This is a genomic window from Nonomuraea sp. NPDC048881 (assembly GCF_040649795.1).
Lineage (GTDB): Bacteria > Actinomycetota > Actinomycetes > Streptosporangiales > Streptosporangiaceae > Nonomuraea.
The window spans coordinates 222,160-248,808 of sequence record NZ_JBEZGC010000002.1; the positions used below are offsets into that span (position 1 = coordinate 222,160).

Sequence of the window (26,649 nt, forward strand, 5' to 3'; positions counted from 1 at the left end):
TCAGCTCCCGCCGCCCCAGCTGTTGCCGAAGCCGCCGCGCTGGATCGACTTGCCGCTGCGGCTGGAGATGTTCACGTCGGACGGCCGGTACGTGGTGCCGCCCTGCATGCGGTTGCCGACCCGGCGGCCGCCGTAGTACCACATGTACGCGCCGCGCGACCCGGCGTAGTAGTGGGACCCGCCGCCGCCGCCGCTGCCGCCGTCGTCGTCGCAGTAGTCGTCGTCGACGACCTCGTACGTGCCGTCCTCCAGCTGCACCACGCAGTCGGCGGTGACGTCGTCGTCGTCCTGGGTCGCCGCGCAGTAGCCCACCAGCATCACCGACAGGACCCCGAGAATGGTCAGTGGGACGGCCTTGGACGACTTGCGCGGAGGTGGGGGAGCCGGCATGCGCGGCGGTTGTGCCATGTGGTTCCTGCTTTCCTGGGCGAATCAGCCTATCGGTGCGCTTCGCCCCTGTTCAATGCCGGTCGTCGTCCGCTCGGGTATGAATGACTCATGGAACCGGTCCAGGCCCTGCGCGAGATCGCCTTCCTGCTCGAACGCGCAGGTGAGCCCACCTATCGGGTCCGCGCGTTCCGTCGCGCGGCCGCGGTCGTGGACGACCTGCCGGAAGGGGAGCTCGCGCGGCTGGCCGGAGCCGGCGGGCTGGGCGACCTCCCCGGCATCGGCAAGGTCACCGCCCTCGTGATCAACGAAGCGCTCGACGGTCAGGTTCCGACGTATTTGCGTAGGTTGCGAGCCACCGAGGGCGTCGAGCTGGACGCCGAGACCGCGGCCCTGCGCGAGGCGCTGAAGGGCGACCTGCACAGCCACTCCGACTGGTCCGACGGCGGCTCGCCGATCGAGGAGATGGCCGAGGCCGCCAGGGGGCTCGGGCACGAGTACTGGGCGCTGACCGACCACTCGCCGCGCCTGACCGTGGCCAAGGGACTGTCGGCCGAGCGGCTGGAACGGCAGCTCGACGTGGTGGCCGGGCTCAACGAGCGGCTGGCGCCCTTCCGGATCCTGACCGGCATCGAGGTCGACGTCCACCTCGACGGCTCGCTCGACCAGGACCCGGCGCTGCTCGGACGGCTCGACGTGGTCGTGGCCAGCGTCCACTCCAAGCTGCGCATGGACCGCGAGGAGATGACTCGCCGCATGGTCACCGCCGTCGCGAACCCCCTGGTCGACGTCCTCGGCCACTGCACGGGGCGGGTGGTGCGGGCGGGCGGCGAGCGCGGGGTCAAGAGGCCGGAGTCGGAGTTCGACGCCGAGCTGGTCTTCGAGGCGTGCCGGCGGTTCGGGGTCGCCGTGGAGATCAACTCCAGGCCCGACCGGCTCGACCCGCCCAAGCGGCTCATGCGGCTGGCGTACGAGACGGGGTGCGTGTTCTCGATCGACTCCGACGCGCACGCGCCCGGCCAGCTCGACTGGCAGCGCTTCGGCTGCGAGCGGGCGGCCCGGTGCGGGATCGAGGCCGCGCGGATCGTCAACACCTGGCCCCTGGACCGGCTGCTGGAGTGGACGGCGGGGTGAGCCCTGGGTGGCGGCGGAGTCAGGTCGTTGTCGCGGGGGCCGCGCGGGGCCGGTGATTGTCGGTGGCGGCGCGTAGCGTTCCGGCTGTGAACCGTACCGACCGGCTCTATGCGCTCGTCGAGGACCTGCGCGCCATCGCGCCACGCTGCCGCTCCGCCCGCGAGCTCGCCGAGCGGTTCGAGGTCAGCGTGCGCACCATCGAGCGCGACATCACCGCGTTGCAGGGGTCCGGGGTGCCGATCTACGCCGAGCCCGGTCGCAGGGGCGGCTACGCCCTCGACAAGAAGATGTCGCTGCCCCCGCTCAACTTCACCCCGGCCGAGGCGGTGGCCATCGCGGTGGCCCTCAGCCAGGCCGGCGACCAGCCGTTCGGTCGCCAGGCCCGCAGCGCGTTACGCAAGGTGGTCTCGGCCATGCCGGGGCCCGAGGGCGATCTGGCCAGGGAGCTGGCGCGGCGGGTGCAGCTCGTCAGCGAGCCGCCCGAGCCCGGCTCCCCGAGCCGGCCGCTCGGCGCCGAGGGCATCTCCAGGGCCATCGAGGAGGCGCTGCTGCGGCGGCGCGTGCTCAGGCTCGACTACGCCGACGCCAAGGGCGCGCTCACCTCGCGCGACGTCGAGCCGGGGGTGTTCCTGGGCGGGCGCGGCGGTTTCTGGTACCTCGTGGCGTGGTGCCGGTTGCGGGAGGACGTCCGCGTCTTCCGGCTCGACCGCATCGCCGCGGCCGTCGTCACCGTCGAGCGCTGCCCCGAACGGCCGCTCGAAGGGTTCGCCCCCGACGTGCCGGAGATGGTGGTCCACGGAACCATGCTCGATTAATCATGCGAAAACACCGACATAGGGTTGTCGCCATAGCGATACATCGTTGTCTTGTTCGAAAGACGAGGAGACGATGATGGACAACACGGTGACCTGGTTCGAGATCGCGACCGACGACCCCGAAGGCGCCGAACGTTTCTACGGCGAGCTGTTCGGCTGGTCGTTCAGCCGCGACGACGACGGCCCGCTCGACTACCGCATGATCGGCTACCCGGGTGGCGAGCGGCCCGGCGGCGGGCTGTTCAACAACAAGGGCGACTTCCCCGCCCACGCGGTGTTCCACGTGCAGGTCGCCGACGTCGAGGCCGCGTGCGCCAAGAGCGAGGCGCTCGGCGGCAAGGTCGAGATGAAGGTGATCGACGACGGCGCCGGCACCGACTTCGCCTATCTGCGTGACGTCTCGGGGAGCCTGTTCGGAGTCTTCCACCGCAGGTGAGCCCTCCGGCGGCGGACGCCGCCGGAGCTCGCGGGACCTCGCCGCGATCGCGCCCCCGGGGAAGCACCTTCCCCGCCGAACCGGGGCCGCGCGACGCGGGCCGTCCCGCCTGAGAGCGGTTCACCCGCCCTGGACACGCCGCCGATCGCCGAGCGGCGGCGCGTCCAGGGCCCCTTCCCCCGGCAGGGGGTTCGCGTCAGAAGCGTCAGAAGCGTCAGAAGGCGGCGGCCGCCAGCCAGCGGGTCAGCAGGTCGTGGTCGCCGAAGACGGCCGGCGACCGCGGGGGCCGCCGACCGTAGAGCACCAGGAGCAGCTCGCTCGCCGGGCCGCGTACGGCGACGTCGCCCTTGGTGTGGCCGCGTTCGCAGCTGACCGCCCCGTCGGCGCCCTGCGTGATGGTCCACTCGCCGTCGAGGTCGCTCGCGTGGAGGTGGATCGTGGCCCCTTCCGCGCCGAGCCCGGCCAGCGACCCGGTCACCCAGAACGCGTACGGCAGGTTGTGCAGGAACTCCTCGACGCCGTCCACGGCGGTCGCCGCCGGGATCTCCGGGTCGAGGCCGAGTGCGAGCTCGGCGTCGGCCCGGTGGATCACCAGCTCGAAGAGCATCCTGGGCGCCCACCATCCGGCCCGCCGGTCCGGGCCCCACGTCCACACCGCGAGGTCCGGGTCGGTGGTGCGCAGCACGTCCAGGAGGGCGGCGGCGCCCTCCATGAGCCAGGCGGCGTCGCCGTGCGCGCCCTCGGCCAGGCCGCTGGGCACCTCGCGCGACCAGACGCGCTCCTGGACCCGGTTGCGCAGCAGGTACGTCGCCCAGCGGTGGGTCCGGCCGACATGCGTGACGAGATCGCCGATCGTCCATCCCGGACACGTCGGCACCGGGACGGACAGATCGGTCGCCAGCGCCGCCAGCCGCGCGGCTTCGCCCTCGATCCGGGCGATGAAGGTGTCGTTGTCGGTCACCCGTCACACACTAGGCCGCCGGGCAGGTCGCGCCCTTGGCGGGCAGCTTGCCCTCCACCAGGTACGCGTCCACCAGCCCCTGCACGCACTTGCTGCCTGACAGGTACGCCCCGTGCCCCTCGCCCTCGTACGTCACCAGCCGCGCGGTCCTGAGCTGGGCCGTCAGCCGCGGCGCCCACTGGTACGGCGTGGCGGGGTCGCCCTTGCCGCCCACGACCAGGATCGGCGCCGACCCGGTGGCGTTGACGTGCCGCGCCTCGTTGCTGCCCTTGGCCGGCCACACCCGGCACAGCCCGCCCGAGCCCTCGCTGCCGAACAGCGGCGAGATCCGCAGCGCCGCCGCCTCGGTGCGCCGCAGCTCGGCCTCGCTGGGCCGCTCGGCGGTGTCCACGCAGGTGATGGCCGGGAAGCTGGTCATCTGCGTGGAGTAGGTGCCGTCCTCCGAGCGTCCGGTGTAGGAGTCGGCCAGGTACATCAGCGCCTCGCCGTGGCCCTTCAGCGCCTCGCCGAGCGCCTTCTCCAGGAACGGCCAGGTCAGCTCGGAGTACAGGGCGGCGGCCACGCCGGTGGAGGCCAGGCCCTGGGTGAGCTGGCGGCCGTCCACCTTCAGCGGCTTGGTGGTGAGCTGGTTCATCAGGTTCTCGACGTTGGCGTTCGCGGCGGTCACGTCCTTGCCGACCTCGCAGCCGCCCTTGACGCAGCTGCGCAGGAAGCTCTCGTACGCCTGCTGGAAGCCGCGGGTCTGGGTCAGCGTGCGCTGCTCGAAGGTGACCGTCGGGTCGAGCGGCGCGTCGAGCAGCATCCGGCCCACGTTCTTGGGGAACTGGGTGGCGTAGACGGCGCCGAGCTGGGTGCCGTACGACATGCCGACGTAGTTGAGCTTGGGGTCGCCGACGGCGGCGCGGATGCGGTCCATGTCACGGGCGGCGTTGACGGTGCCGACGTAGGGGAGGACCTTGCCGGAGTGCTGCTGGCAGAGCTGCGCGAACTCCTTGTTGGCGTCCAGGCTCTCCTGACGGGTCTGCGCGTTGGTGGGTAGCGTGTCCAGGGAGACGAACCGGTCCATCTGCGCGCTGTCGCCGCAGCGCACTCCCGCGCTGCGCTCGACGCCGCGCGGGTCGAAGCTGACCAGGTCGTAGTGGGCGCGCAGGGTGGTGAGCACCTTGGCGGCCTGGTCGAGGGTGTCCACGCCGGAGGCGCCCGGCCCGCCGAAGTTGAACACCATCGAGCCGAGCCGCTTCTTCGGATCGGTGGCCGTCAGCTTGATGAGCGCCAGCTCCAGCTTGTCGCCGTCGGGGCGGGAGTAGTCGAGGGGCACCGCCAGCTTCCCGCAGCGCACCGAGGCGTCCTGCTGTGCCGGTGGCTCGCCGTCCGGGCGCTTGATGTCGGTGCACGGCCCCCACGCGATCGTGTCGGTGTCGGCGGCGGGCCCGTCGGTGGCGGGCTCTGCGGGTGCACTCGCGCAGCCCGCGGCCGTTACGAGCAGGGCGGCGGCTAGGACGCGTCGCATACGAACATTCCCCTTCGTGTCTTCGGGGGAAGTAGTGCCCACGATACGGGACCTCGCGTCGAACCTGGGTGAGGCGGCCCTGGGTGAGGCGGCACGTACCCCTCCTGGACGTGCCGCCTCATCCGTCGAACGGAGCGCAGGCCCGGACATGACGGCGCTCCCGCGAGAGACAGTTCGCGGGAGCGCGCCTTCCGGATGACTCAGACGCCCATCGACTGGGTGTCGTTGCTTTCCGCGCCGCCGGCTTCGGTGACGCCGTTCTTCAGGTGGTAGCGGGCGATGGCCTCGCGCAGCACCTCGCCGTCGAGCTCGCCCCGCTTGACCAGCCGGGTGAGCACGGCCAGCGTGATCGAGGCGGCGTCCACGTGGAAGTGGCGACGCAGCGCCGAGCGGGTGTCGGACAGGCCGAACCCGTCGGTGCCCAGCGAGGACCAGTCACCCGGCACCCACTGCGCGATCTGGTCCTGGACCGCCTTCATGTAGTCGCTGACGCCCACGAACGGGCCGCTGGCCTGCGAGAGCGCCTGCGTCACGTACGGGACGCGCTGCTCGGCGTCGGGGTTGAGCAGGTTGTGCTCCTCGCACGCCAGCGCGTCGCGCCGCAGCTCCGACCACGACGTCGCCGACCACACGTCGGCGGACACGCCCCACTCCTCGGCCAGCAGGCGCTGGGCCTCCATGGCCCACGGACCCGCCACGCCCGAGGCCAGGATGTTGGCCTTCGGCCCCTGCGTCTGCGGGCCCTCGGCGAACTTGTACAGGCCCTTGAGCAGGCCCTCGACGTCGAGGTCGGCCGGCTGCGCGGGCTGCAGGTAGGGCTCGTTGTAGACGGTCAGGTAGTAGAAGACGTCCTCGGGCTGCTCGCCGTACATGCGGCGCAGGCCGTCCTTGACGATGTGGGCGACCTCGAAGGCCCAGGACGGGTCGTAGGAGACCGCGGCCGGGTTCGTCGAGGCGATGAGCGGCGTGTGGCCGTCTTCGTGCTGCAGGCCCTCGCCGTTGAGCGTGGTGCGGCCGGCAGTGGCGCCGAGCAGGAAGCCGCGGCCCATCTGGTCGCCCATCTGCCACATCTGGTCGCCGGTGCGCTGCCACCCGAACATCGAGTAGAAGATGTAGACCGGGATCATGTGCTCGCCGTGCGTGGCGTAGGAGGTGCCGGCCGCGATGGTCGAGGCCATCGAGCCCGACTCGCTGATGCCCTCGTGCAGGATCTGCCCCTGCACGGCCTCCTTGTACGACAGCAGCAGCTCCCTGTCGACCGCCTCGTACGTCTGCCCGTGGGGCGAGTAGATCTTGGCCGTCGGGAACATGGCGTCGAGACCGAACGTGCGGGCCTCGTCGGGGATGATCGGCACGAACCGGTGGCCGATCTCCTTGTCGCGCATGAGGTCCTTCAGCAGGCGCACGAACGCCATGGTGGTGGCGACCTGCTGCTTGCCCGAGCCCTTGCGGAACTGGCTGTAGACGTCGTCGCCGGGCAGCTTGACCGGCTTGGCGCGCATGACCCGCTTGGGCAGCACACCGCCGAGCGCCGCGCGGCGCTCCTTCATGTACTGGATCTCGGGGTCGTTCTCGCCCGGGTGGAAGTACGGGGGCAGCTCGCCCTCCAGGGCCGAGTCCGGGATCGGCAGGTAGAGCCGGTCGCGGAACTCCTTCAGCTCGGCCTTGGTGAGCTTCTTCATCTGGTGGGTGGCGTTGCGCGCCTCGAAGTCCTTGCCCAGCGTCCAGCCCTTGATGGTCTGGGCGAGGATCACCGTCGGCTGGCCGACGTGCTCGCGGGCCGCCTTGAAGGCCGCGTAGACCTTGCGGTAGTCGTGGCCGCCGCGCGACAGCTTGCGGATGTCGTCGTCGGACAGGTGCTCGACCATCTTGCGCAGGCGCGGGTCGCCGCCGAAGAAGTGGTCGCGGATGTAGCCGCCGGTCTCGACCGAGTAGGTCTGGAACTGGCCGTCGGGCGTGGTGTTCATCTGGTTGACCAGCACGCCGTCGACGTCGGCCGCGAGCAGCGGGTCCCAGTCGCGGCCCCACACGACCTTGATCACGTTCCAGCCGGCGCCGCGGAAGTACGACTCCAGCTCCTGAATGATCTTGCCGTTGCCGCGAACCGGGCCGTCGAGCCGCTGCAGGTTGCAGTTGATGACGAACGTGAGGTTGTCCAGCTCCTCGCGGGCGGCCAGGCCGATCGCGCCGAGCGACTCGGGCTCGTCCATCTCGCCGTCGCCGAGGAAGGCCCACACGTGGCTGCGCGAGGTGTCCTTGAGCTCGCGGTTGAGCAGGTAGCGGTTGAACCGCGCCTGGTAGATCGCGCCGATCGGGCCGAGGCCCATGGAGACCGTCGGGAACTCCCAGAAGTCGGGCATGAGCCGCGGGTGCGGGTAGGAGGGCAGGCCGCGGAAGCCGTGCGACAGCTCCTGCCGGAACGCGTCGAGCTGGGCCTCGTTGAGGCGGCCCTCCAGGAAGGCGCGGGCGTAGATGCCCGGCGCGGCGTGGCCCTGGAAGAACACCTGGTCGCCCGACTCGCCGTGGTCCTTGCCACGGAAGAAGTGGTTGAAGCCCACCTCGTAGAGCGAGGCCGCCGAGGCGTAGGTGGCGATGTGGCCGCCCACGTTCGTACGGGCGTTGGCCCGCGACACCATGACCGCGGCGTTCCACCGGATGTAGGCGCGGATGCGCCGCTCGACGTGCTCGTCGCCCGGGAACCAGGGCTCGCGCTCCGGCGGGATCGTGTTGATGTAGTCGGTGCTGCGCAGGCCCGGCACGCCGACCTGGTGCTCGCGGGCCCGTTCCAGCATGCGGAGCATGAGGTAGCGGGCTCTGGTGCGGCCTTCGGTCTTGACGACATTGTCGAGAGACTCGAGCCACTCGTTGGTCTCACTGGGGTCGACATCAGGCAGCTGGCTGGGTAGGCCGTCGCTGATGATCGAGAATCGCTGGCGTCCGGAAGCCACTGGGTCTCGCCTTCCGAGAATGACTGAAGTCTGGTCTGGGTCGCCTTCCATCCTGGTCGCTAGTCGTAGAAAACGCATCTCTACTGACGGGTAACCAGAGCGTCCCTGCTGGCAGGGCCATGTTGGTGGCCTAGACCACCGATGGTAGGACGAATCGCCACCAAAGGTTACATCGGTGGAGTAATTTAACAAGACTAGAAAACGGACGAAATTTCCCCCCAATCCTAGGGGGCTGGCCCGGTGGGTCGGCCTCCGCCCTCAACCCTCCCCCGAACCGGGCGGCCCTCACCCGGAGGGGGCGGCCGCGCCGCGCCGCGCGAGTCTAGCCACCGTCTTCGTGGCGGGGGCGGGCGGGGCGGCGTCCGCCGGGAGGGCCGAGGCGCACACCACTTCTCCTTGCTTCTGTACGCGCTTCGGATCCGCCTCTCGGGGCCATCGTCATCGCCATCGCCATCGCGGCGGACGGCGGTCTCGGGCGGGCCGCGGGGCGTTCGGCCTGTCTCGGGTGTATCCCGTTGGAGAACGCGGAGGGTGGCCTCCTGGGAACTAAGGGAGCGCCAGGCCGTCGCGAAGCCGGGCCCCGCATCCTGTCGGTCCGCCCGAAGTCGGGCCCACATCCTGTCGGCCGTCGCGAAGCCGGGCCCGCATCCTGTCGGCTCGCCTGAAGCTGTGTGGCCGGCTCCCTGGACGCCTCTCTCCTTGTCTCTCTTGTCGAGCCGACCCTCTGTCGCGCGTCCCGCCGCTGCCTCCGCGCGAGTGCACAAACGGCCCTCGGCCGGGCCGCTGCCGAAATGAGGCCATATCGGAACCATCAGGCGACAGAGCCGGACCCGACCCCGCCGTCCTGCCCCTGACCAGCCATAACGCCGTGGTGGTCAGGTGATCCGACGACCACGGTCCGGCCGTGGCGACTGAAACGCCGCGCCCGTGCCGCGTAACGTTTCGGTCATCATTTTCGGCCCCAATGAAGACCGGGCAAAAAATCGCCGTCCCCGGCATCCGCTCTTTTCTCGGGCCGTTCGTCGTACCAATGTGGAAGGTATGAATGCGACGGCAGGAGACCGGCTCCTGATGCACGGCAACACCGTCGGCGAAAGGGAGCGGAGCGGCGTCATCACCGAGGTCCACGGCACGGACGGCGAGCCTCCGTACATGGTGCGGTTCGACGACGGCCACACCGGGCTGGTCTTTCCCGGCCCTGATGCGGTCGTTGTGCCTCAGTAGGATTTCCCTGTGAGATCAGAAATCATCTCCGTGGCCACGGGTTCACGCGAGACCGTGCACGACATCACCGCTGAATGCGCTGAATTCGTGCGCGCGCAGGGAGAAGACGGCCTGTTGCACGTTTTCGTGCCGCACGCGACCGCGGGCGTGGCGCTGCTGGAGCTCGGCTCCGGCAGCGACGACGACCTGCTCGCCGCGCTGCGTGACCTGCTCCCGGCCGACGACCGCTGGCGTCATGCCCACGGTTCGCGCGGTCACGGCAGGTCACACGTCATGCCCGCGCTGATCCCGCCGTACGCCACGATCCCCGTGCTGGGCGGGAGAATGGCGTTGGGCACATGGCAGTCCGTCGCGCTGGTCGACCTCAATGTCGACAACACGCAACGCCAGGTTCGCCTGTCGTTTTTGTCAGATTGATTCTGGCCGACTACGGCCGTACCCGTGGCGACCGTTGACGACTGAGGGTCACAGCGTGTGGACTGTGCCGAAGCGATAAACCGCATAGAGCGGGGCCACTCAAGCAGGAGGGATAAACGTGAGCGCGACCGCGGGTCAGGCGCAGGGCGAGCGCGGCCTGGCCGAACGACTCGGCCTCAAGCCGGGTCAGGTGGTGCAGGAGATCGGTTGGGACGAGGACGTCGACGACGAGCTTCGCGACTCCATCGAGGACCTGACCGGCAACGAGCTGCTGGACGAGGAGAGTGACGACGTCGTCGACGTGGTGCTGCTGTGGTGGCGCGACGGCGACGGGGACCTCTTCGACGCCCTCAGCGACGCCATGCGAGCACTCGCCGAAGCCGGCCAGATCTGGCTGCTGACTCCCAAGGCCGGGCGCGATGGCCACGTGGAGCCGAGCGACATCGGGGAGGATGCCGCTACCGCGGGTCTCTCGCAGACCAGCAGCATCTCAGCCGCACCCGACTGGTCCGGGACCAGGCTCGTCGCCCCGAAGGGCCGACGTTAGGAAACTCCGAGGCCGGCCGATACGGCAGGATGGTGGGCTGTGAACGCACATCCTGCCGAGGTCGGCGCACTGGCTCCGGATTTCGAGCTGCAGGACCAGCACGGCGCCCCGGTGAGACTGTCCATGTTCCGGGGCGAGAAGGTCGTGCTGGTCTTCTATCCGCTTGCCTTCAGCGGGATCTGCGAGGGCGAGCTCACCGCGCTGCGCGACCAGCCTCTCGACGCGCGGGTGCTCGCCGTGTCGGTCGACTCCGTGTTCGCCTTGCGTGCCTGGTCCGATCGGGAAGGTTACGGATTCGCCCTACTCTCCGATTTCTGGCCACATGGACAGGTCGCCCAGGCGTACGGTGTGTTCGATGAGGCGAAGGGGCTCGCACGTCGGGGGACCTTCGTCATCGACGGCGAGGGCGTGATCCGGTGGTCGGTGATCAGTCCGATCTCCTCGGCACGTGACGTCGCCGACTACGTCAAGGCACTCGCCGACATTTCCTGACTTCGGAGGGAACGATGCCCTGCTACCGATGCGGGGCCCGGCAGACCGACCCGGTCCGTGGCGCCAGCCCGTGGCAGCGCGGGGTGCGCAACGAGTCCCAGGTGCTGATCTGCCCGGACTGTCAACGGCTGCACGACCTCGATCTCGACTCCTGCGCCACCTGCGGGTCCACCGCGCTCATCTGCCGGCTGGGGGAGATCGAGTGCCGCGGCTGCGGCGCCGTCCGGCAGGCCCGGGCGCCGAAGGGGTTCGAGGAGCAGGGGGCGTACGTGGGGTCCGGGGCTCCGCCCGGGCTGTCGGCGGAGGTCGAGGCGGCGCTCAACCGGGTGCTGGGCAGGGCCTGGCCGCCTGGGTGATCTTGAGTTCGAGGCACAGGCGTCGTGTGGTTGATCGCCAGTTCAGGGCCCTGGTGTCGCCGGCCTGGATCGCGGCGCGGCGCCCTCCTTCCAGCTGAGAGATTCTCAAGCGCCTTTTCAGACATTTGCTGACCTGCGCTATCGTCTCCTTTCGTGTCCGCTATGAGTTCGTTCGTCGTCGCGCTCGACGTCGGTGGCACGTCCATGAAGGGCGGCCTGGTCAGCGAGTCCGGTGAGGTGTTGCTGAGCGAGCGGCGCCACACTCCTCGCGAGGAGGGCCCTGAGGCGGTCGTGTCCGCCATTTCAGACTTCATCGGCCACCTGGCCTCCTCCGGCGACGGGGAACCGGCAGGCGTCGGTCTGGCCGTCCCGGGGCTGGTGTCCGAGAGCGCGGCCCTCTATGCGGCGAACCTGGGCTGGCGTGACGTCCCCGCCTCGAACTTCACCACCCTGGACATCCCCGTCATGCTGGGCCACGACGTCCGCACGGGCGGCCTGGCCGAGAGCATCCTCGGCGCCGGAAGAGGCGTCTCCGACTTCCTCTTCCTCCCGATCGGCACCGGTATCGCCGGAGCCTCGATCATCAACGGCGACCCGTACGGCGGCTCCTCCGGCTGGGCCGGCGAGATCGGCCACACCCCCGTCTTCCCCGACGGCGAACAGTGCGCGTGCGGCCAGTTCGGCTGCCTGGAGACGTACGCCTCGGCGGCCTCGGTCGGCCGCCGCTACAGCCAGCGCGCGGGCGTGGAGGGCGTACGCGCCGAGCAGGTGGTCGCCTCCGACGACCCCATCGCCATCGAGGTGTGGGACGAGGCCGTGGAGGCCCTGTCGCTCGCCCTGGCGACGTACACGCTGCTGCTGGACCCCTCGGTGATCGTCCTCGGCGGCGGTCTGGCCGAGGCCGGTCCCGCCCTCTTCGATCCCGTACGTACCCGCCTGGTCAAGCGCCTGGCCTTCCGCGACGCGCCTCCGCTCGTCCCGGCCGCGCTGGGCGTCGACGCCGGCATGCTGGGCGCCGCCCTGCTGGGCTGGCGAGCCGCCGGCCGCCCCGAACTGGGCCCCGGCTGGACGGTGAATGTGCGATCGGCCCCTCTGGTGTCGTAAGGTTAGTGCCGATCAGGGGGCGGTTAGCTCAGCGGTAGAGCACTCGCCTTACAAGCGAGGGGTCACTGGTTCGAACCCAGTACCGCCCACCTCCTAGAAGGCCCCGTTTCCCATCGCGGAAACGGGGCTTCGTGCCATCAGCGTGCCATCAGCCGGTGCGAGGACTCTTCTCAATCTTCGCGTTCATGGCGTCGGCGATCTTGCGATCGTCCTCCGCCGTGCTGTGCTGATAGATCAGTGCGGCCCGGACGGAGTCGTGTCCCATGCGCTGCATGAGATCTTTGAGGCTCGCGCCGGAGCTCGCTGCGATCGTGTTCCCGGTGTGCCGCAGATCGTGGAAGTGCAGGCCGGAAAGCCAATCTTCCTGGTGTTCGCGTCCCACTTAGCGCCGCGGCGGAAGTTGCTGCGTCGAAGGATGCCGCCGCGCCCCGGTGAAGATCAGCGCGTTGGTTTCCGCAGTCGTGAACTCGTCCAGATGTTCGCGGAGCATGGGAATGATCGCTTCCGGGATGGCGATCGTACGGACACCCGCGCGGGACTTGGGCGGCCCGACGAGGAGTTCGCCCGTGTCGAGTTCGACATGTTGTTGCCGAACGCTGACGGTCCGGGCGTTCAGGTCCAGGTCCATCCGCCGGAGGGCCGCCACCTCACCCCAACGCAGACTGGCGAAGGTGGAGAGGAGGACCGGGGCGCGCAGGCGGGCCGGCATCGGGGCAGCCAGCTCGAACACCTTGGCCACGGTGAGGACGGGCCGCTCCTCGGGTTTCTCCTCGCCGGCACCACGGATGTGGCACGGGTTACGCGGGATGATCTGATCGTCCGCCGCCGTCATGAGAACGGCTCGCAGGAAGCGATACGCCTTGGCCACCTCGGAGTGGCCGATGCCACTGCCGAGCAACAGGACGCGCCATTCGCGGATGTTGGCCGTGTCCACCTTGCCGATGGGCGTGCCGCCCAGGTGGGGGAGGATGTAGCGCTTGAGTAGTCCCTTGTAGATCTCGACCGTGCGGGGCCGCAGGTTCGTCCGTTCGTTGATCCACTTGTCCGCGTAGTCGCTGAGCTTGACCTGGCGCGCTGTGGGTCTGTCCATTCGCCCGTGATCAGCTTGGCTTCGATCAGCGAGAGTGCCTTGTCCGCGTCGCGCTCGCGGGCATAGGCGGTCTCTCCCATGCGGATCTTGCCGTCCGGACCTGGATGGCGGATCTGAAATCTCCCGGACGGGGAGTTGACGGATGCTGCCGAAGCGCTGCTTGCCTGGCTTGTTCGTCATCACGCCTCCCCTCTCAGATCCGTTGCCGAAAGATCTTGTACCGCTGCTCTGGTTTCCAGCTCTCTGAGGTGGGCTCGCCAGCGTTGGCGTTCGGCCACGGTGCGCAGGAGCCGTACGGCGAGTGGTGGCACGTTGGCGTCTCCGGCCGGGACGGGGTCGCCAGACGTAGCGATGTGGGTCGGTGGGTTCGTCGGCCTGGCCGAGGGCTTCCAGGACCCAGGTACGGCGGTCCTGCTTGTGTTCAGCGAGGGTCTTGTTGCTCCACTTGCGGGAGACGAGGACGCGGCGTCCGGCGTAGCCTGAGGTGTTCGGGCTTGTGGGCCTTGCTGCGGCAGCGGCCAGGGAGCATGCCCGGTTTGGCGTTCTTGGGCTGGACGCCGTAGCGGAGCCAGTTCGGGCAGGCAGGTGAGCAGGGTTCGTAGCGCAGGGCGTCCAGCATGCGAGTGGCGTGCTGTTGCTTGGCCTGGCCGCCGTCGAGGGAGTCGCCGATGGACTTGGTGAGGTACTTGGACAGGTAGCGGATGCACTGGTCAGCTTCCAGCACCCTCCGAGTCGCCGGTCGGATGCCGCTTCTCGGCGTGCTGCCAGGAGTAATAGGCGCCGCCGTATCCGACGAACACCCACACCGGCAGCCCCGGCCCCTGTTTGTGAACCAGAAGCACACTGTTGTTGTCGCGCAGCTCGGCATTCACACCGAGGGCGGTGAGCCGGTCCCGCAGCCGGACGAGCATGGTGCCCTCGTCCTCGCCGTGCGGGAAACCCGCTTCCACCGCCTGCATGATCGAATTCATTTCACGCTCCCTTCGGCCCGGCCGCTTCCGAGGCAGTCGAGACACTCCCGCTCCTCACTCAAGGTCTGATCTCCGTCGTCGTCGCCGATGAGGAGCGCACGGCGTGAGTCACGCAGCTTGATCCCGCGTCCCCGGCAGGCGGGGCAGCACGACGTCTTGCATGTCTCGTCTGGCCGGGTCACCGTCGCCATCTCCTCGTTCATCCGGCGTTCCCTGTGGCGGGAGGCCGCGTGACGTACCGTGGTTGCTTGATGACAAGTCCACCGGCAACCGTGTTTCTGCAGGACCCCTGAACGGCCCCCTTGTTCCCCCTTTCGAGCCCCCAGCCGGGAGGAAGACCCGCAGATGCCCGACTACATCCCGAACGTGCGACTTCGCGCCTGGCGCAACGAAAAGCACCTGTCCCGCGTCCAGATGGCCGAGCGGATCAACGCCACCCCCATCGGCATCGCCGAACGCCTGGCCTGCGACGAGGAACGCGTCCGACGCTGGGAGGCAGGCGAAGTCCGATGGCCCCGCACGCCCTACCGGCTCGCACTGACGCAACTGACCGGCCTGAAACCGGAGGCACTCGGGTTCTTCCAGGGCAGGCAGAACGACAGCCGCCTCATCGAAGCTCGCGTCATCCCAGCCGACGCGCTACAAGCCGAAGCCGATCTCTACGGGACGATGGAACTCGCCCAGCAACTCCAGGCATCCGACGTCGGAACCGGCACCCTGGAAGCCCTCGCCGAGGCCGTCGATCTCCTGTGTCGCGCCTATCCCGTCGTGCCCGCAAGCATGCTCAGGGATCGCACCCAGAAGCGCCTGGCGCAGATCAACCGCTGCTCGCCGGACGCCTCACTTTGGACCAGCATCGCGAACTACTCGTGATCACCGGTTGGCTTACCGCTCTGCTGGGTTGCGTCCACTACGACCTAGGGGAGAGGGAAGAGGCCGAGACCGCCCGACGCGCCGCCTTCGAAATGGGCCGCCAGGTCGGACACGGCGAACTCATGGGCTGGGCGCACGAGATGTCAGCATGGTTCGCCCTCGTCGAAGGCCGCTACGAAAACGTCGTCACCGCCGCCCGCATGGGCCAAGCAGTCGCCGGCCAATCCAGCGCCATGGTCTAACTCACCCTCCAAGAAGCCCGAGGCCTGGCCCGCATCGGCGACCGTCGCGAAGCCGACCGCGCCCTCACCCGCGGAGCCGAGGTGCTCGGGAGTCTGCCTATGCCTGAGCACCCCGACCACCACTTCATCTTCGACCACGCCAAGTGGGTCTTCTACGCCGCCACCTGCTACACGTGGCTTGGTGACGACGACCGGGCCGAAGAACACGCCCGCGAAACCATCCAAATGCACACCCGCCCCGACGGCACCTCCAACGCCCCTATGCGCGTCGCCGATGCGCGTATAGATCTTGGCATCGTCCACGCGCGGCGGGGTGACCTCGACGCCGCGCTTGAGCAAGGTGTGGCAGCGTTCCATATTGACCGACGGTCCCTCACCGACCTCGTCAACCGCGCTGGAGATCTTGATCGCGTCATACGACTGCGCTACCGACAGGAACCACTTGCTGATGAGTTCCACGAACGGTTCGTGACAGCACGAAGGGCTCTCGCTGGCCGGCGTCCAGACTTGCTCGACTAAGTTCGAACCGGACGAGGGCGATGACAGCGCTTGCCATGCGAGATCTTGTCGATGAGCCAAAGATCTCCACAACGGAGGCATGCCGCCTTGCGGTGCATCGAGTGCTGCGCAGGTTGGGACACCGTCAATCGATTACGGTCTGTCGTTAAAGCTAATTTTAGAAAAGCAATTTAGCGGAATCGCCCATACGGCGCAGTGAGTGATGAAGTAGAAAAATGTTACATATTGGCTTTTTGCCCAAAGTCTGGCCTGCAGTGAGCTTATACGGGTAACCTGACCTTCGGTTCAACGGAGGTGACGGCCTTGAATATCCTCACGCAGGGAGGACTTGACGCCCTTGTGGGCGGATTAGCTGTAGAGACAATAAAGCAGGCAGGGCGACATCTTGCTCTCACGGCAAAAGCCATAAAAAGCGATGAGAAGTTGAACGCTTTGAGGATGGCGCATTTCTTTGACACCTACGCGATTACTAGTGTCGCAGAAATGCCAAAAGCCCCATTGGGATGCGCTCCAGAGGATGTTGCAGAATGGCTCTCTAGCGCGGACACGCACGCTTTTGTGCATGGCCTCTTGGCTGCTCGACTTACGGATGCACCGGAGTCGACAATAGAGCACCTGAAAGAGGGGTTCCACGTGAGCTTTGCCACGCATTGTGGCACCATGGACGCTGGGCCGTATGTAGACTCGGTTTTCGAGGTCTTCGACTCGTACATATTCAGTATGTTGGAGCGTCTAGTAGATCTGGACGAAAACATACTCCGCGCAATTCGAACGGAAGCCTACTTTAGCAGAGTGACTTCGACACTCGAGGCCATAGATCGACAGCTGGAAGCCCTGGTCGATCAACCTGACCCTAAAACGGAGGCAACTTACTGGGCGCGCTATCGTCGGCAAGTAATCAGGCATCATGGAAAGCTAGAGCCTCCTGACTTCCAGCGTCGCCGCCGTGTTCCACTTGACCGACTATATGTGTCGCCTGACATAAGCCCAGAAGATACGGCAGTGATAAGTGGGCGTGCTCTCAACAGACAGAAGAGCCGATCCCAGTACCATAATCTCAATCAGCGCCAAGTGCTGCAAATCGATGGCTTTGCAGCACTTCTCGATCGCACCGTCCTCTTAGGCGATCCAGGTGGCGGGAAAACCACGGCCACTCATTACATCATGGATCGTTACGCCCAAGGTGACGGGCTGCCTACACCATTTATTGTGGTACTGAGGGACTTTACTTCGGGTACGATAGGAATGGAGTCTGTAGTAAGCCATATTGAGCGACAAATTTCTGCGTTGTATCAATGTTCTCCTCCACGGCCTGGCATGCTAGAGCGGTTGTTCCTGAACGGCTCTGCCCTTGTGATATTTGATGGCCTTGATGAACTCCTTGATAGCACGCTGCGGGGTCAAGTCGCCGATATAATTGAACTGTTCTGCTCTCAGTATCCACTTTGCCGTGTTCTAGTTACTTCAAGGCGTGTTGGATATGAGGAAGCGCGACTGGACACCTCTCAATTCGAATGCTGGGGGATCGCTGGATTTGACGAAAGGCGCGTTGCTCAGTATGTGCATAATTGGTTTGACCAGGAAGCGGGATTATCAAAGAAAGAGAAGATCGATTATGCCAAAAACTTTCTAAAGGAAAGTGCAGCAGTCTCCGAGCTCATACGTAATCCGTTAATGCTTTCACTTATGTGCATTCTATATCGCGGTGAAGGCTACATCCCAAGAAATCGGGCGGAGGTGTATGGCCAGTGTGCTCGGCTACTGTTTGTAAAATGGGATACAGCTCGCGGGATACATGTAGAGCTACGAAGCCATGAACTAATCGAACCAGCTATACGACTACTCGCGTATTGGCTGTTTGACCGAGCCCCTAGCGGCACGGCTGTGACAGAACGTGAACTAGTTAGAAAGGTAACCTCTTTCCTTCATGGAAGGGGTTTCGAGATGCTAGATGAGGCCGAAGCTGCTGCAGAAGAATTTGTCAGCTTCTGCCGCGGGCGAGCCTGGGTATTTAGCGATGCCGGTCTGACGCCCGATGGAGACTGCCTCTATACATTTACGCATCGCACTTTCATGGAGTACTTTGCGGCTTATCATCTGGCAACCTCTACGGATACACCTGAGAAGTTGGCAAGGCTCCTGGCGCCCCATGTTGCCCGGGAAGAGTGGGAGGTTGTTGCGGAGCTGGCGGTGCAGATCAAGAACTCTATCAGCGACCGAGGTGCAGATCGCATATTCGAAGTCCTGCTCCGAAATAAAAAGTATACGAGCGCAACAAGTCGTGCTAATATTATTTGCTTCCTCATTCGGTGCTTGGAAGTTGTAAGCCCATCCCCCAACCTTGCAAGGCAGGTAGCACGAAGAACACTAATGGGCTTCCTTGAAGTGGATGCGGCGAGAAGAGCGTACTATAACGGGCTTTACAGGCTTTCTCGAATCCACGTGAGTGATTTTGGCCCGATTTTGGGCGAGCTTGAAAAATGTGTCGATGAAAATCTGAAGCAATGTGATGCGCCTGCTTTATTGCGTGCCCTGCTGTGGCTAAGGACTATGTATAGTGCCAACGAAACGGCTACGGCTGCCTGGATTCCATGGCTAGATAATGTATTGAAGCGCAATAAGCAGCATATCGCTAACAATCTTTACTCCGAGTTCGACCTTGCCCCATTAGCAATTGAGCAGGGTATAATTTCCGTGAATGATGTTATCGCTTATAGTGGGGGCGATTTGACGGCCTTCTTTGTGTCCTATCTAGACCCCTACTTCTCGACTGGAAGAGTCTCCTTGTCAGGAGTTTTATATAGGTTTCTTAAGGAGGGATCTCGTGTGCCCGCATGGGCTGAGGACTTGTGCAATTATTGCAATACAAACAACGACGCACTTGAACGACGAGTACGATGCTTTGAGATCAATGAGATCCACGCTAGGTCTTTTGTCCTTGAAGATCGCAATGAACGCGATGGTTTGAATGTTGCAGTACCGGGACGTCGCCGATTAGGGCCAAGCTGCTATTTCATCGCGGTAGCGGTTGAGATGGCAATCCGTCGAGACAAGGAATTGCTTGGAGATCGTACGTCGAGCCATCTCAAGAAGATCGGAGTACACGAAGCCTTTTTGCCTTTCGTGCTCGCCCGGCTGGGTAAATCGAAAGAAGTCCTTCCTGTGCTTCCCGTATCGAAGGGTTGGAATGCAATTCTACGGGACTGGGCGCTGGGTACCTTGCACTTCGTCGCGCCTTTGGAATAGTGAAGGATTCCCCTCTTCGGCCCAGCTCATCCGTCTCCCATGCGTCCGACTCGACATTGCGGTGCAGCACCCAGTGCGATGTAGCCCTCAAGATTTGCTCTGGTACCCAGGATCGGGTTCTCACGGGGTGCTTTGCCGAATAGCTCTTGTAGGTATCAAGCGGCGGCCCGGCGCGCCGCCGTACCCCGGCCCGCCACCCGCCCGCCGTCCGGGCGTGCGGCCTGGAGGCCGGTCCCGGACGGCGCGGGACTGCGGGCCGGCCACCGTACGCCCGCCTCGCCGCACGGACTTGAATGCTCCGACCGGGGGTTGCCGCACCGCCGCACACATACAGCCCTCACGATCGCCATGGCATGGTTGGTCGCCGTACATGAAGAGGGCGCTCGGTGGGCCAGGGCTTCGTTCCTCAGCCCTGGCCCACCGAGCATCGTGGCTGATCGTCGAACGTGGGTCTGACGCCGTTGTTGCTCCCCGCCGCGATCGTGACGGGCACCAGGAGGCCTGGCGTGTACAGGCGTACCGGCGCGTGCCATTCCCGTGCCATTCAGGGACCGTGGAGCGATAAGAATGCCCTGGTCGGTCGGCATGGCTACATGCCGAAGAGGCATGATCACCGTGCCATTAGTGTGCCATTAGCTCTGACCGGACCGCTTTCGGCGAGACAGGAACCGCGTCGAACTGTCCCAGGTCAGCAGCACGCCGAGCCGATCATGGCTCCTTACAAGCGAGGGGTCACTGGTTCGAACCCAGTTACCGCCCACCTCCTAGAAGGCCCCGTTTCCCATCGCGGAAACGGGGCTTCGTGCCATCAGCCGGTGCGAGGACTCTTTGCGGTCTTCGGGTTCAGGGCGTCGGCGATCTTGCGGTCGGCAGGGGTTCGCGGCTCGGGCAGTTCGGGCCAGGAGCGTGCGTGTCATATACGCAAGGCTCATCGGCGGAACGAGAACGGCAAATGTCCTGGCTGTGGGCTGGCCCTCTCCGAGACGGCCGACCCGAATAGCGAGGGCAGGTACGAGGCTCCACCCCCGAGGCGGTGCCACGCCTGCACGCGAGCTTCACGGGGCTGCTGTTCCGCGTCTACCTGAAGGTTCGGTCGATGCTCAGATAGAGCGCCAGACGGACTGGACGGCGATGGACAGCTCCAACGCCGTCCAGCTGAGGATCACCGCGACGATCGACAAAGTTCGATTGGTGGCTGTCCCGGCGCGAGCGTGGGACATGCCCAACCCCGACATGAAGATGGCGACTAACGACATCCAGATCCCGACGGGGGCCAACACCATGGTCACGTCGAGCAGGAGGGCGAGGATGCCGAGGCAGAGGCCGACGACACCTGCCCAGTTGCGCATTGCCGGGGCTGGCAGAGGCGGCTGATGAGAGTGCTGCCCGTACGGCTGTGATGGTTGGTGGGGATACGGCTGGCCGTCCTGGTCCTGCGGGCCGGGATACGCCATGTGGGGCTCCTGAGGGAGTAGGGGTGCGTGCGTAAGACGCGTCGACAGCGGGTGCGGTTTGCACCGTTACACGACAGGACCGCTCAAGTCCTGCAATCGCGTAATTTCGGGCTCCAGGGCGGAGAGACTCCGACATGACACCGCACCGTGCATCCTGTGGGTTTATGTCAGGCGTGGCCCGGGTCGACCGTATCGACCCGTAGAGATTGAAACCCCGAGCCGGCCCGACTGTGTGCAGATTCGAGATCGCACGCTGGGAGTCTCGAACTCGGGGGTCCGGGCCGCGATTCTCGCGGCCGTTTCCGAAGTCGTATCGCTTGTAGAACTCCACGATGTACGACTGGTAGGCTCGGCGAATTTTTGTGATCCCAGCCGCTCGCGGCCGCCCTCGGGACGGGTTCCGCCCGGGCCAACGTGGGCGCCCGTTGGTCAGCCGGCAATTCAGCGCGTCTGCGACGGTGTGGTTAGTTGTGTGATCGCAAGGTCATCCTCGTGATCGCGTAGAACATCCTTGGCATCTGCGCACGCTGGAAGGGGTGCCCTCCTGGTGGTTGGCCACCCTATCCGCGTGAAAGGGATACGCGTCGCCGTGAAAGGAAGGCAGCGAACAACGAGGCCCCACCCGCAGCGATCAGTACGGTCGCGGGAATCCTGACGAGGCTCCGCAGGTCTGTGCAGTTGTCCAAATGGTGCAGCCTGTCGGGCAAGGCGGAGGACGGATCGAGTTGCGTCCAGGTAACTCCGACAAAGGCCGAGCCGCAAGATTCACCGCCTGACGTAACAGACATCAGGCCGGTGAGAATGCCCGAGCCGATTAACAGGAAGGCGACAAACGCCATCGCTCTGGGAGGCATGCCAGTCCTTACGTGGATCCAACCGCAGTGGATCATTTCATGGCGAGGCTTGAGCCGGGAAGACGTCTGGCTCAGCCAGGGGGACGACAAGCGCCAGGGGGCAGCCCCGTTTCCATTTGTGGCAACGAGGCTTCGTGCCGTCAACGGGGGATCAGTCGGTGCGGGAGCTCTTCCCGATCTCTGCGTCAGCGGCGGCGGCGTGGTGCTCGACGGGGCTCAGGTGCCTGGCATGCTCTGGGGCGTGACGATTCGTACTGCGACGCGCCGGGATCTGCCCGCGATCATCGCGCTCCTGGCTGATGAGGACACCGTGGTCGATCCCCGGACCGTTGAGGTCGACGAGGCGTACGAGCGAGCCTTCGAAGCCGTCGACATCGACGAACGCAACGAGATGATCGTTCTGGATGAGGGAGACGGTACGGTCGTCGGCTGCCTCCAGCTGACGTACATCCCTGGCCTGGGACGACACGGGCAGGAGCGGGCGCTCATCGAGGCGGTACGGGTGCGTGCCGATCGACGTGGGGCAGGGCTCGGGCGCGAACTGCTCACCTGGGCGATCGAGCGGGCACGCGCCCGCGGCTGCACCCTGGTCCAGCTCACCAGCAACAAGCGACGCACCGAGGCCCATCGTTTCTACGACTCTCTCGGCTTCGTCCGCAGTCACGACGGGTTCAAGCTGTCGTTCTGAGGCGGGGCGCCGAGCGGGGTGGTCATGGCCCTCTGCGAGATGAGCCAACGATTTTGATCGTGCGTACTCCGGGTTTTCCGATCAGCTCGGCGAGTGCCGGTTTCGAGTGTCCGTAGACGACCAATCCATAGATCCTGCCTTCATGTGCCGCCTGACGTAAACGGTGGAGATCGAGCCCGAACGACTTCAGGTTCAGCGCGTCGGTCCACTGCAACTTGGCCGCCCAACGTCTGTACAGCTCGATCGGTGAAGTGTTCTCGCATTCGGTTTCATAGACCGCGCACGACCGCCAGTAGACCGGTTTGGCGGCGTCCCCGCGCGATCGGGAGAGGAACAGGAACACGGCGTCCGATCGGATTCCTCGCACGCCCAGGGTGGTGGTCAGTTCGTTCTCGGTCATGGGGGCGGTCAGTTCCACGACGGCGGTGGAGAAGTCATTCCTGCCCAGGGCCGCAATCGCCTGGCGGGCCTGGCTTTTGGCCGGCTCGTCGACCCCCTCGCCGCCGTGGAACGAGCGCAGCAATGGGCTCATCATCGCCTCCGGCATGGCCGGAGCGGAGGTCGTGCCCAGCGCGTCGGTCACTATCTCTTCGTGTGCTGGACGACCTCGCAGACTCGGATGCGTCTCGAAAGTGCTGACCGTCACGCCCATCGACAGGGGGCCCACACCCACCTCGTGGCCCACGATGACGTCGTACTCCGGATGCGCCACCTGAAAGGCGCCGCCATAGACCTCGCGCATGCGTTCAGCGCGCCCGCCGAACAGGTGCACGCCTTCGGCCAGACAGGCGAGCAGAACGAGCATGACGACGATGACGTACCCGGTTCTGCGTGAATTCCTGGTGCGGCTGTCTGCGGTCAAGGGGGTCTCCCGTGCGTGCCGATGCCGGTCGAACAGTGATGATCAAACCAGATCGCCGGTGAATGGGGGCGCCTGGCCGACACCGGTACGGCATCGTTTGTTCCGCCGTGCCGGCCGGTGTAGCTGTGGCGGCTGGTGTAGCAGTGCCGCACCAAGATCGCACTAAGATCGCGTCCCGTGTCTTCGGAACATTTATGGCGGTTTATCAGGATCGGATTAGTAAGTCTGATTCTCCTGGCGGCGGTCGCGGGGCTGGTGCTCGGCGACACCTGGCTCTGGGTGGCCGCCGAGTGGTCGCCGCCGACCTTCGGCGAGCTCTACACGGCCGACGGGTCCGACGCCTCGGTCGGTCTTGCGCTGTTCGGGGCCGCCCTGGTGAAGCTGGCGCTCCTGTGGCTGATTCTGCGCACCCCGGAACGGGGGCCGCTGGACCGCGGGGAGAGGGCGCTGCGCCGGCTGTTGTATCTGGCGGTGGCCCACGCGCTCGTGCTGTGGTACCCGATCGCGCTGCTCCCGGACGCGGTCGACGCGGCGTTCACGCTCGTTCTGTGGGCCGCGATCGACGTCCTCTACCTGCTCGTCATCCGGTGGCGGTCCCGCCTGTTGCGCGGGGCGGCCGGAGTGCTGTTCGCGGTCGAGCTGGCCGGGGCGGCCGACGACCTGCTCGACGACCTCGACCTCCCGGAGCTCGGACCGGGCGGCGTCATCCAGGCGGTCCTGATCGGGGGCGGAGTGCTGGCGACCCTCGTCACCGTCCTCGGGCAGTGGCGCGATGGCCGCTGGAGCCGCGGCACGCTGATCGCCGGGGTGGCGTCGGTGGGCGGTTACGCGCTGGCGATCCCGTTCAACCTCCTCGTCGGAGGACCCTTCGGTGGCGGTCTGGCGATGGTGATCGCGATGGACGCGATAGGGCTCGTCACCACCGTGTGGATCGCGGCCACCGCTCGTGAGCTGCCCGCCGAGGGCCGCCCGGCGGATCTTCCGTCCGTCCGGCGGCGCGGGTTCCGCGTCGCGGTGGCGGCCGTCGCCGTGCTGTCGCCCGTCGTACTGATCAATCCAGAGCAGGACGCGCGCCTGACCTACACCGCCGGGTCGGCGGACTGCTACGACCGGCCCAGCTTCGGCGACGTGAAGCCCGCGGAACGCGACGCCGTGTTCCTGTGCCGGGCGCGGAGCACAGACGGCGCGACTCCGCCCATGTTCCCCGACACCACGTCGGACCAGGCGGTCCTCGCGTACGGACGGGCGCTGTGCCGTGCCAAGGACGCCGGCGAGCAGGAGGCGATCCTGACGCGGGCCGGCAGCGCCCGCGCGGCCTGGCGGGTGGACCCCGATGAGCTCGTCTACGTCTGTCCGGAGATCATCGGCGCCACCCGCCCCGACCTGCTGCGGTCGACGGCGGAGGAGGCGGCGGCGAACGCGGCCCACATCGCCGGGGAGAACGCGACGTGCCGGGACCCGTGGCCCCGGACGAAGGGTGTCGTCCAGGCCACGGCCAAGTACTTCCTGTTCGTCGACGGCGATCCCGGATACCTGGTCCAGGACGGCGAGGGCGAGTCGGCCATGGAGGAGGCGGAGCTGGCCACGGCCCGGTCCTACGAAGACGGCGCCCTCATCGGGGTGGCCGGCGGCACGGCGCTCATCGGGCACGTCGAGGACGTCGTCGATCTGTGCCTCACGGTGAAGGCCTTCCGCGCCGCGCCGCCACTGCGGACCGCCGGGTGGGATCAGGTCCACGAGGTGCCGGTCGTCAGCCGCGGCGGCCGGCTCGCGGTGCCCGAGATGGGCGACGGCGGCGACGTGGGCGCGGGCGCCCCGATGCCGAACCTGGCGATCGCCGGGAAGGGCCGCTACCGGCTCCGTGTCCACGTGCGGATCGGTGAGGCGGGGGAGGAGCACCTGGTCGTCGTGTTCCCGGGCGCGTCGAGGAAGAGGCTGAAGCTGAAGTCCTGATCCGAGGCCGGGCGAGCCGGGGCTGGTCAGCGGCAAGGAGCGGATGCGGCACGGGCCGGGCGGGAACACTGTCCGATCGCCAGGTCGATGTGCACTGACTGCGACTTCTCCGTAGCGGCGGCGAAGTATTGTGGTGGAGGTCCCCGGGGTAAGGGCTCTTAAGCCGAAGGGGCTGCGCAGTCCGTGAACGGAGAGCCACCTGCCATGCGAAATCGCACGCTGCGGATCCCCGCCACCGCGGCCGCCGTCCAGGAAGCCATTGACCAGGCGACGGCGGGAGAGGTCGTCCTGCTGGAGCAGGACGGCCGCCTCGTGGCCGCGGTGGTGCCCTACGAGGTGGCCGCCGCCGGCGTCGATCTGCTCAACGAGGCCCAGGACGCCGCTGACCGGCTGTCGGGGCTCAGGCTGATCGCGGAGCTCGAAGCCGGCATGGAGACGATGCGGCTCAGCGACCTGCGCCGTGAGCTTGCCTCATGAAGGGCTACTACGAGATCCAGCTCTCGTCATCGGCGGTGCGGCAGATCCGTGCCGTGCACGCCGCGGAGCCGATGGCCGCCACGTTCGTCCTCAACGGCCTGGAGTATCTCTCCACCGACCTCGACTCGGGTCTGCTGCGCACGATCGACAAGGAAGCGGGCCTGCTCAAGGCGGAGATGGGCGACTTCGAGGCCCTGTGCTGGGTGCGGCACGACGAGATGAGCCTGGTGATCCTGACCGTCTCACGGAGTCGTCACCCAGCGTGACGCCGCGCCCTCGTTCGCCCGGACGGCGAAGTCGCGGACGTCCCGCATCCGCCGCGTGCTGACCGGCTCGGCGTAGACGTAGGGGCACATGTCCGACCGGGTCATCTTCGATCGCTGGTAGAGCGAGAAGTCGCACCAGGCGTAGTCGTGCCGGAGGAGCTGCTCGATCACCTCCTCTCTGATGTGTGCGCCGTACATGGAGTCGTGCATCTCGATCAGGAGCGCCGGCTGATGGTGGGCGATCGTCTCCGCCGCGCCCGCCAGCGCCCTCCCCTCATGACCCTCGATGTCCATCTTGACCAGCCGGATCCTCTCCCGGGACCGGGAGGCCATGACGTCGATCGGCAGGCCGTCGGCCTCCCCGAGGAACGCGCCGTACCCCTCCTCGCCGTGGTGGAGGGTGGAAGTGACGCAGTCGGCGGGGATGGTCGCCGGCTCGCCGGCGGCGAGCGTACGGGTGCAGGGGCCGGCGGTGACGTCGTAGGGGTCCCAGAGTCGCAGTCGTGCTCCGGAGTCGTGCGCGGCCACCGGGTGGACGTCGACGTTGCCGATCTCGTTGAGCTGCAGATTGTGGTGCAGCGCGCGCAGTGCGACGGGGTTCGGCTCGACGGCGATGACCTTCGTGAAGGCCCTGGCCATCCGTAGGGCGTAGTGGCCGACGTGGGCGCCGACGTCGAGGAAGGCCGAGCCCGGCTCGGCGAAGGACTGCAGGAGGCGCCAGATGTCCTGCTCGTGCGGCCCCGGACCGACGCGGTCACCGCTGGCGGGCCGGAGGGCCCAGGTGAGTCCGTCGCGCTGCGAGAGGGAAGGTGTCGTCGACATC

Annotated in this window: 27 protein-coding genes and 1 tRNA gene; 16 read left to right on the plus strand and 12 right to left on the minus strand. The window is 66.5% G+C overall.

Features of this window, described 5'->3' with window-relative positions; genetic code table 11:
- Window positions 1-408 (minus strand): hypothetical protein, encoded by a 408-nt coding sequence (locus AB0C33_RS06580; protein WP_358284302.1) that lies wholly within the window; start codon window positions 406-408, stop codon window positions 1-3.
- A 90-nt stretch (window positions 409-498) separates the two neighbouring features.
- On the opposite strand from AB0C33_RS06580, the gene AB0C33_RS06585 reads away from it, so the two are divergent.
- From AB0C33_RS06585 to AB0C33_RS06595, 3 genes are all read left to right on the plus strand, one after another.
- Window positions 499-1,521 carry a PHP domain-containing protein gene (locus AB0C33_RS06585; protein WP_358284304.1) on the plus strand — a complete coding sequence of 341 codons (1,023 nt, stop codon included), beginning with the start codon at window positions 499-501 and terminating at the stop codon, window positions 1,519-1,521.
- Window positions 1,522-1,607: 86 nt separating this feature from the next.
- Window positions 1,608-2,336, plus strand: a complete 729-nt coding sequence (locus AB0C33_RS06590) for a YafY family protein (protein ID WP_358284306.1) — start codon at window positions 1,608-1,610, stop codon at window positions 2,334-2,336.
- Between the two features lie 73 nt (window positions 2,337-2,409).
- Window positions 2,410-2,772: a VOC family protein gene (locus AB0C33_RS06595; protein ID WP_358284308.1), complete on the plus strand. Its 363-nt coding sequence runs from the start codon at window positions 2,410-2,412 to the stop codon at window positions 2,770-2,772.
- Window positions 2,773-2,986: 214 nt separating this feature from the next.
- On the opposite strand, the gene AB0C33_RS06600 is transcribed toward AB0C33_RS06595, so the two are convergent.
- From AB0C33_RS06600 to aceE, 3 genes are all read right to left on the minus strand, one after another.
- The gene (locus tag AB0C33_RS06600) at window positions 2,987-3,733 is read right to left on the minus strand and encodes a maleylpyruvate isomerase family mycothiol-dependent enzyme (RefSeq protein WP_358284311.1); all 747 of its coding nucleotides are present in this window, start codon (window positions 3,731-3,733) and stop codon (window positions 2,987-2,989) included.
- Between the two features lie 10 nt (window positions 3,734-3,743).
- Complete coding sequence (locus tag AB0C33_RS06605; protein WP_358284313.1) at window positions 3,744-5,243, minus strand: alpha/beta fold hydrolase; 1,500 nt, start codon at window positions 5,241-5,243, stop codon at window positions 3,744-3,746.
- Between the two features lie 200 nt (window positions 5,244-5,443).
- Window positions 5,444-8,242 carry a pyruvate dehydrogenase (acetyl-transferring), homodimeric type gene (gene aceE, locus AB0C33_RS06610; RefSeq protein ID WP_358284315.1) on the minus strand — a complete coding sequence of 933 codons (2,799 nt, stop codon included), beginning with the start codon at window positions 8,240-8,242 and terminating at the stop codon, window positions 5,444-5,446.
- A gap of 990 nt (window positions 8,243-9,232) precedes the next feature.
- On the opposite strand from aceE, the gene AB0C33_RS06615 reads away from it, so the two are divergent.
- The 7 genes from AB0C33_RS06615 to AB0C33_RS06645 all read left to right on the plus strand — a co-directional run bounded on the left by AB0C33_RS06615 (window position 9,233) and on the right by AB0C33_RS06645 (window position 12,420).
- Entirely contained in the window at window positions 9,233-9,415 is a 183-nt protein-coding gene (locus AB0C33_RS06615; RefSeq protein ID WP_358285939.1) for a DUF1918 domain-containing protein, read from the plus strand.
- Window positions 9,416-9,424: 9 nt separating this feature from the next.
- On the plus strand, window positions 9,425-9,832 hold the full coding sequence (locus AB0C33_RS06620) for a secondary thiamine-phosphate synthase enzyme YjbQ (protein WP_352321050.1): 408 nt from the start codon (window positions 9,425-9,427) through the stop codon (window positions 9,830-9,832).
- Window positions 9,833-9,950: 118 nt separating this feature from the next.
- A complete protein-coding gene (locus tag AB0C33_RS06625; protein WP_352321051.1) occupies window positions 9,951-10,379 on the plus strand; it encodes a DUF3052 domain-containing protein in 429 nt (142 codons plus the stop codon).
- A gap of 39 nt (window positions 10,380-10,418) precedes the next feature.
- Window positions 10,419-10,871 carry a peroxiredoxin gene (locus tag AB0C33_RS06630; RefSeq protein ID WP_358284319.1) on the plus strand — a complete coding sequence of 151 codons (453 nt, stop codon included), beginning with the start codon at window positions 10,419-10,421 and terminating at the stop codon, window positions 10,869-10,871.
- A gap of 14 nt (window positions 10,872-10,885) precedes the next feature.
- Window positions 10,886-11,227 (plus strand): hypothetical protein, encoded by a 342-nt coding sequence (locus AB0C33_RS06635; protein ID WP_358284321.1) that lies wholly within the window; start codon window positions 10,886-10,888, stop codon window positions 11,225-11,227.
- A gap of 162 nt (window positions 11,228-11,389) precedes the next feature.
- Entirely contained in the window at window positions 11,390-12,331 is a 942-nt protein-coding gene (locus AB0C33_RS06640; protein WP_358284323.1) for an ROK family protein, read from the plus strand.
- A 17-nt stretch (window positions 12,332-12,348) separates the two neighbouring features.
- A tRNA-Val gene (locus AB0C33_RS06645) sits at window positions 12,349-12,420 on the plus strand.
- A gap of 59 nt (window positions 12,421-12,479) precedes the next feature.
- On the opposite strand, the gene AB0C33_RS06650 is transcribed toward AB0C33_RS06645, so the two are convergent.
- From AB0C33_RS06650 to AB0C33_RS06665, 4 genes are all read right to left on the minus strand, one after another.
- Entirely contained in the window at window positions 12,480-12,713 is a 234-nt protein-coding gene (locus tag AB0C33_RS06650; protein ID WP_358284325.1) for a tyrosine-type recombinase/integrase, read from the minus strand.
- A complete protein-coding gene (locus AB0C33_RS06655) occupies window positions 12,714-13,421 on the minus strand; it encodes a site-specific integrase (protein WP_358285941.1) in 708 nt (235 codons plus the stop codon).
- Between the two features lie 421 nt (window positions 13,422-13,842).
- A complete protein-coding gene (locus AB0C33_RS06660; protein ID WP_358284327.1) occupies window positions 13,843-14,145 on the minus strand; it encodes a replication initiator in 303 nt (100 codons plus the stop codon).
- The gene (locus AB0C33_RS06665) at window positions 14,132-14,392 is read right to left on the minus strand and encodes a hypothetical protein (protein WP_358284329.1); all 261 of its coding nucleotides are present in this window, start codon (window positions 14,390-14,392) and stop codon (window positions 14,132-14,134) included. The genes AB0C33_RS06660 and AB0C33_RS06665 overlap by 14 nt, the downstream gene beginning before the upstream one ends.
- A gap of 345 nt (window positions 14,393-14,737) precedes the next feature.
- On the opposite strand from AB0C33_RS06665, the gene AB0C33_RS06670 reads away from it, so the two are divergent.
- Window positions 14,738-15,265 (plus strand): hypothetical protein, encoded by a 528-nt coding sequence (locus tag AB0C33_RS06670; protein ID WP_358284331.1) that lies wholly within the window; start codon window positions 14,738-14,740, stop codon window positions 15,263-15,265.
- A 143-nt stretch (window positions 15,266-15,408) separates the two neighbouring features.
- Here the strand turns inward: AB0C33_RS06670 and AB0C33_RS06675 are convergent, their stop codons facing one another.
- Complete coding sequence (locus AB0C33_RS06675) at window positions 15,409-15,966, minus strand: hypothetical protein (protein WP_358284333.1); 558 nt, start codon at window positions 15,964-15,966, stop codon at window positions 15,409-15,411.
- A gap of 852 nt (window positions 15,967-16,818) precedes the next feature.
- Between AB0C33_RS06675 and AB0C33_RS06680 the strand changes: the two genes are divergently transcribed.
- A complete protein-coding gene (locus tag AB0C33_RS06680; protein ID WP_358284335.1) occupies window positions 16,819-19,272 on the plus strand; it encodes an NACHT domain-containing protein in 2,454 nt (817 codons plus the stop codon).
- Between the two features lie 1,100 nt (window positions 19,273-20,372).
- Here AB0C33_RS06680 and AB0C33_RS06685 read toward each other — a convergent pair.
- Window positions 20,373-20,726: a hypothetical protein gene (locus AB0C33_RS06685; RefSeq protein ID WP_358284337.1), complete on the minus strand. Its 354-nt coding sequence runs from the start codon at window positions 20,724-20,726 to the stop codon at window positions 20,373-20,375.
- Window positions 20,727-21,629: 903 nt separating this feature from the next.
- On the opposite strand from AB0C33_RS06685, the gene AB0C33_RS06690 reads away from it, so the two are divergent.
- Window positions 21,630-22,268: a GNAT family N-acetyltransferase gene (locus AB0C33_RS06690; protein WP_358284339.1), complete on the plus strand. Its 639-nt coding sequence runs from the start codon at window positions 21,630-21,632 to the stop codon at window positions 22,266-22,268.
- 22 nt (window positions 22,269-22,290) lie between these two features.
- Here the strand turns inward: AB0C33_RS06690 and AB0C33_RS06695 are convergent, their stop codons facing one another.
- Window positions 22,291-23,130 carry a hypothetical protein gene (locus tag AB0C33_RS06695; RefSeq protein WP_358284341.1) on the minus strand — a complete coding sequence of 280 codons (840 nt, stop codon included), beginning with the start codon at window positions 23,128-23,130 and terminating at the stop codon, window positions 22,291-22,293.
- A gap of 255 nt (window positions 23,131-23,385) precedes the next feature.
- Between AB0C33_RS06695 and AB0C33_RS06700 the strand changes: the two genes are divergently transcribed.
- The 3 genes from AB0C33_RS06700 (at window position 23,386) to AB0C33_RS06710 (ending at window position 25,826) form a co-directional block, all read left to right on the plus strand.
- Window positions 23,386-25,083 (plus strand): hypothetical protein, encoded by a 1,698-nt coding sequence (locus AB0C33_RS06700; RefSeq protein WP_358284344.1) that lies wholly within the window; start codon window positions 23,386-23,388, stop codon window positions 25,081-25,083.
- A gap of 204 nt (window positions 25,084-25,287) precedes the next feature.
- Window positions 25,288-25,560, plus strand: a complete 273-nt coding sequence (locus AB0C33_RS06705; RefSeq protein WP_352358868.1) for a hypothetical protein — start codon at window positions 25,288-25,290, stop codon at window positions 25,558-25,560.
- Window positions 25,557-25,826, plus strand: coding sequence for a hypothetical protein (locus AB0C33_RS06710; RefSeq protein ID WP_358284347.1), 270 nt, complete (start codon window positions 25,557-25,559; stop codon window positions 25,824-25,826). The genes AB0C33_RS06705 and AB0C33_RS06710 overlap by 4 nt, the downstream gene beginning before the upstream one ends.
- Here AB0C33_RS06710 and AB0C33_RS06715 read toward each other — a convergent pair.
- On the minus strand, window positions 25,803-26,648 hold the full coding sequence (locus AB0C33_RS06715; protein ID WP_358284349.1) for an FkbM family methyltransferase: 846 nt from the start codon (window positions 26,646-26,648) through the stop codon (window positions 25,803-25,805). The genes AB0C33_RS06710 and AB0C33_RS06715 overlap by 24 nt on opposite strands.
- Between the last annotated feature and the right edge of the window lies 1 nt (window position 26,649).

Excerpts from the sequence above, each read along its gene's own strand:
- AB0C33_RS06580 (WP_358284302.1), bottom strand. The coding sequence starts at position 408 with ATGGCACAACCGCCGCGCATGCCGGCTCCCCCACCTCCGCGCAAGTCG.
- AB0C33_RS06670 (WP_358284331.1), top strand. The coding sequence starts at position 14,738 with ATGCCCGACTACATCCCGAACGTGCGACTTCGCGCCTGGCGCAACGAA.
- AB0C33_RS06635 (WP_358284321.1), top strand. The coding sequence starts at position 10,886 with ATGCCCTGCTACCGATGCGGGGCCCGGCAGACCGACCCGGTCCGTGGC.
- AB0C33_RS06615 (WP_358285939.1), top strand. The coding sequence starts at position 9,233 with ATGAATGCGACGGCAGGAGACCGGCTCCTGATGCACGGCAACACCGTC.
- AB0C33_RS06595 (WP_358284308.1), top strand. The coding sequence starts at position 2,410 with ATGATGGACAACACGGTGACCTGGTTCGAGATCGCGACCGACGACCCC.
- AB0C33_RS06655 (WP_358285941.1), bottom strand. The coding sequence starts at position 13,421 with ATGGACAGACCCACAGCGCGCCAGGTCAAGCTCAGCGACTACGCGGAC.
- AB0C33_RS06685 (WP_358284337.1), bottom strand. The coding sequence starts at position 20,726 with ATGGCGTATCCCGGCCCGCAGGACCAGGACGGCCAGCCGTATCCCCAC.
- AB0C33_RS06605 (WP_358284313.1), bottom strand. The coding sequence starts at position 5,243 with ATGCGACGCGTCCTAGCCGCCGCCCTGCTCGTAACGGCCGCGGGCTGC.
- AB0C33_RS06640 (WP_358284323.1), top strand. The coding sequence starts at position 11,390 with ATGAGTTCGTTCGTCGTCGCGCTCGACGTCGGTGGCACGTCCATGAAG.
- AB0C33_RS06585 (WP_358284304.1), top strand. The coding sequence starts at position 499 with ATGGAACCGGTCCAGGCCCTGCGCGAGATCGCCTTCCTGCTCGAACGC.
- aceE (WP_358284315.1), bottom strand. The coding sequence starts at position 8,242 with ATGGAAGGCGACCCAGACCAGACTTCAGTCATTCTCGGAAGGCGAGAC.
- AB0C33_RS06715 (WP_358284349.1), bottom strand. The coding sequence starts at position 26,648 with ATGTCGACGACACCTTCCCTCTCGCAGCGCGACGGACTCACCTGGGCC.
- AB0C33_RS06705 (WP_352358868.1), top strand. The coding sequence starts at position 25,288 with ATGCGAAATCGCACGCTGCGGATCCCCGCCACCGCGGCCGCCGTCCAG.
- AB0C33_RS06710 (WP_358284347.1), top strand. The coding sequence starts at position 25,557 with ATGAAGGGCTACTACGAGATCCAGCTCTCGTCATCGGCGGTGCGGCAG.
- AB0C33_RS06665 (WP_358284329.1), bottom strand. The coding sequence starts at position 14,392 with ATGAATTCGATCATGCAGGCGGTGGAAGCGGGTTTCCCGCACGGCGAG.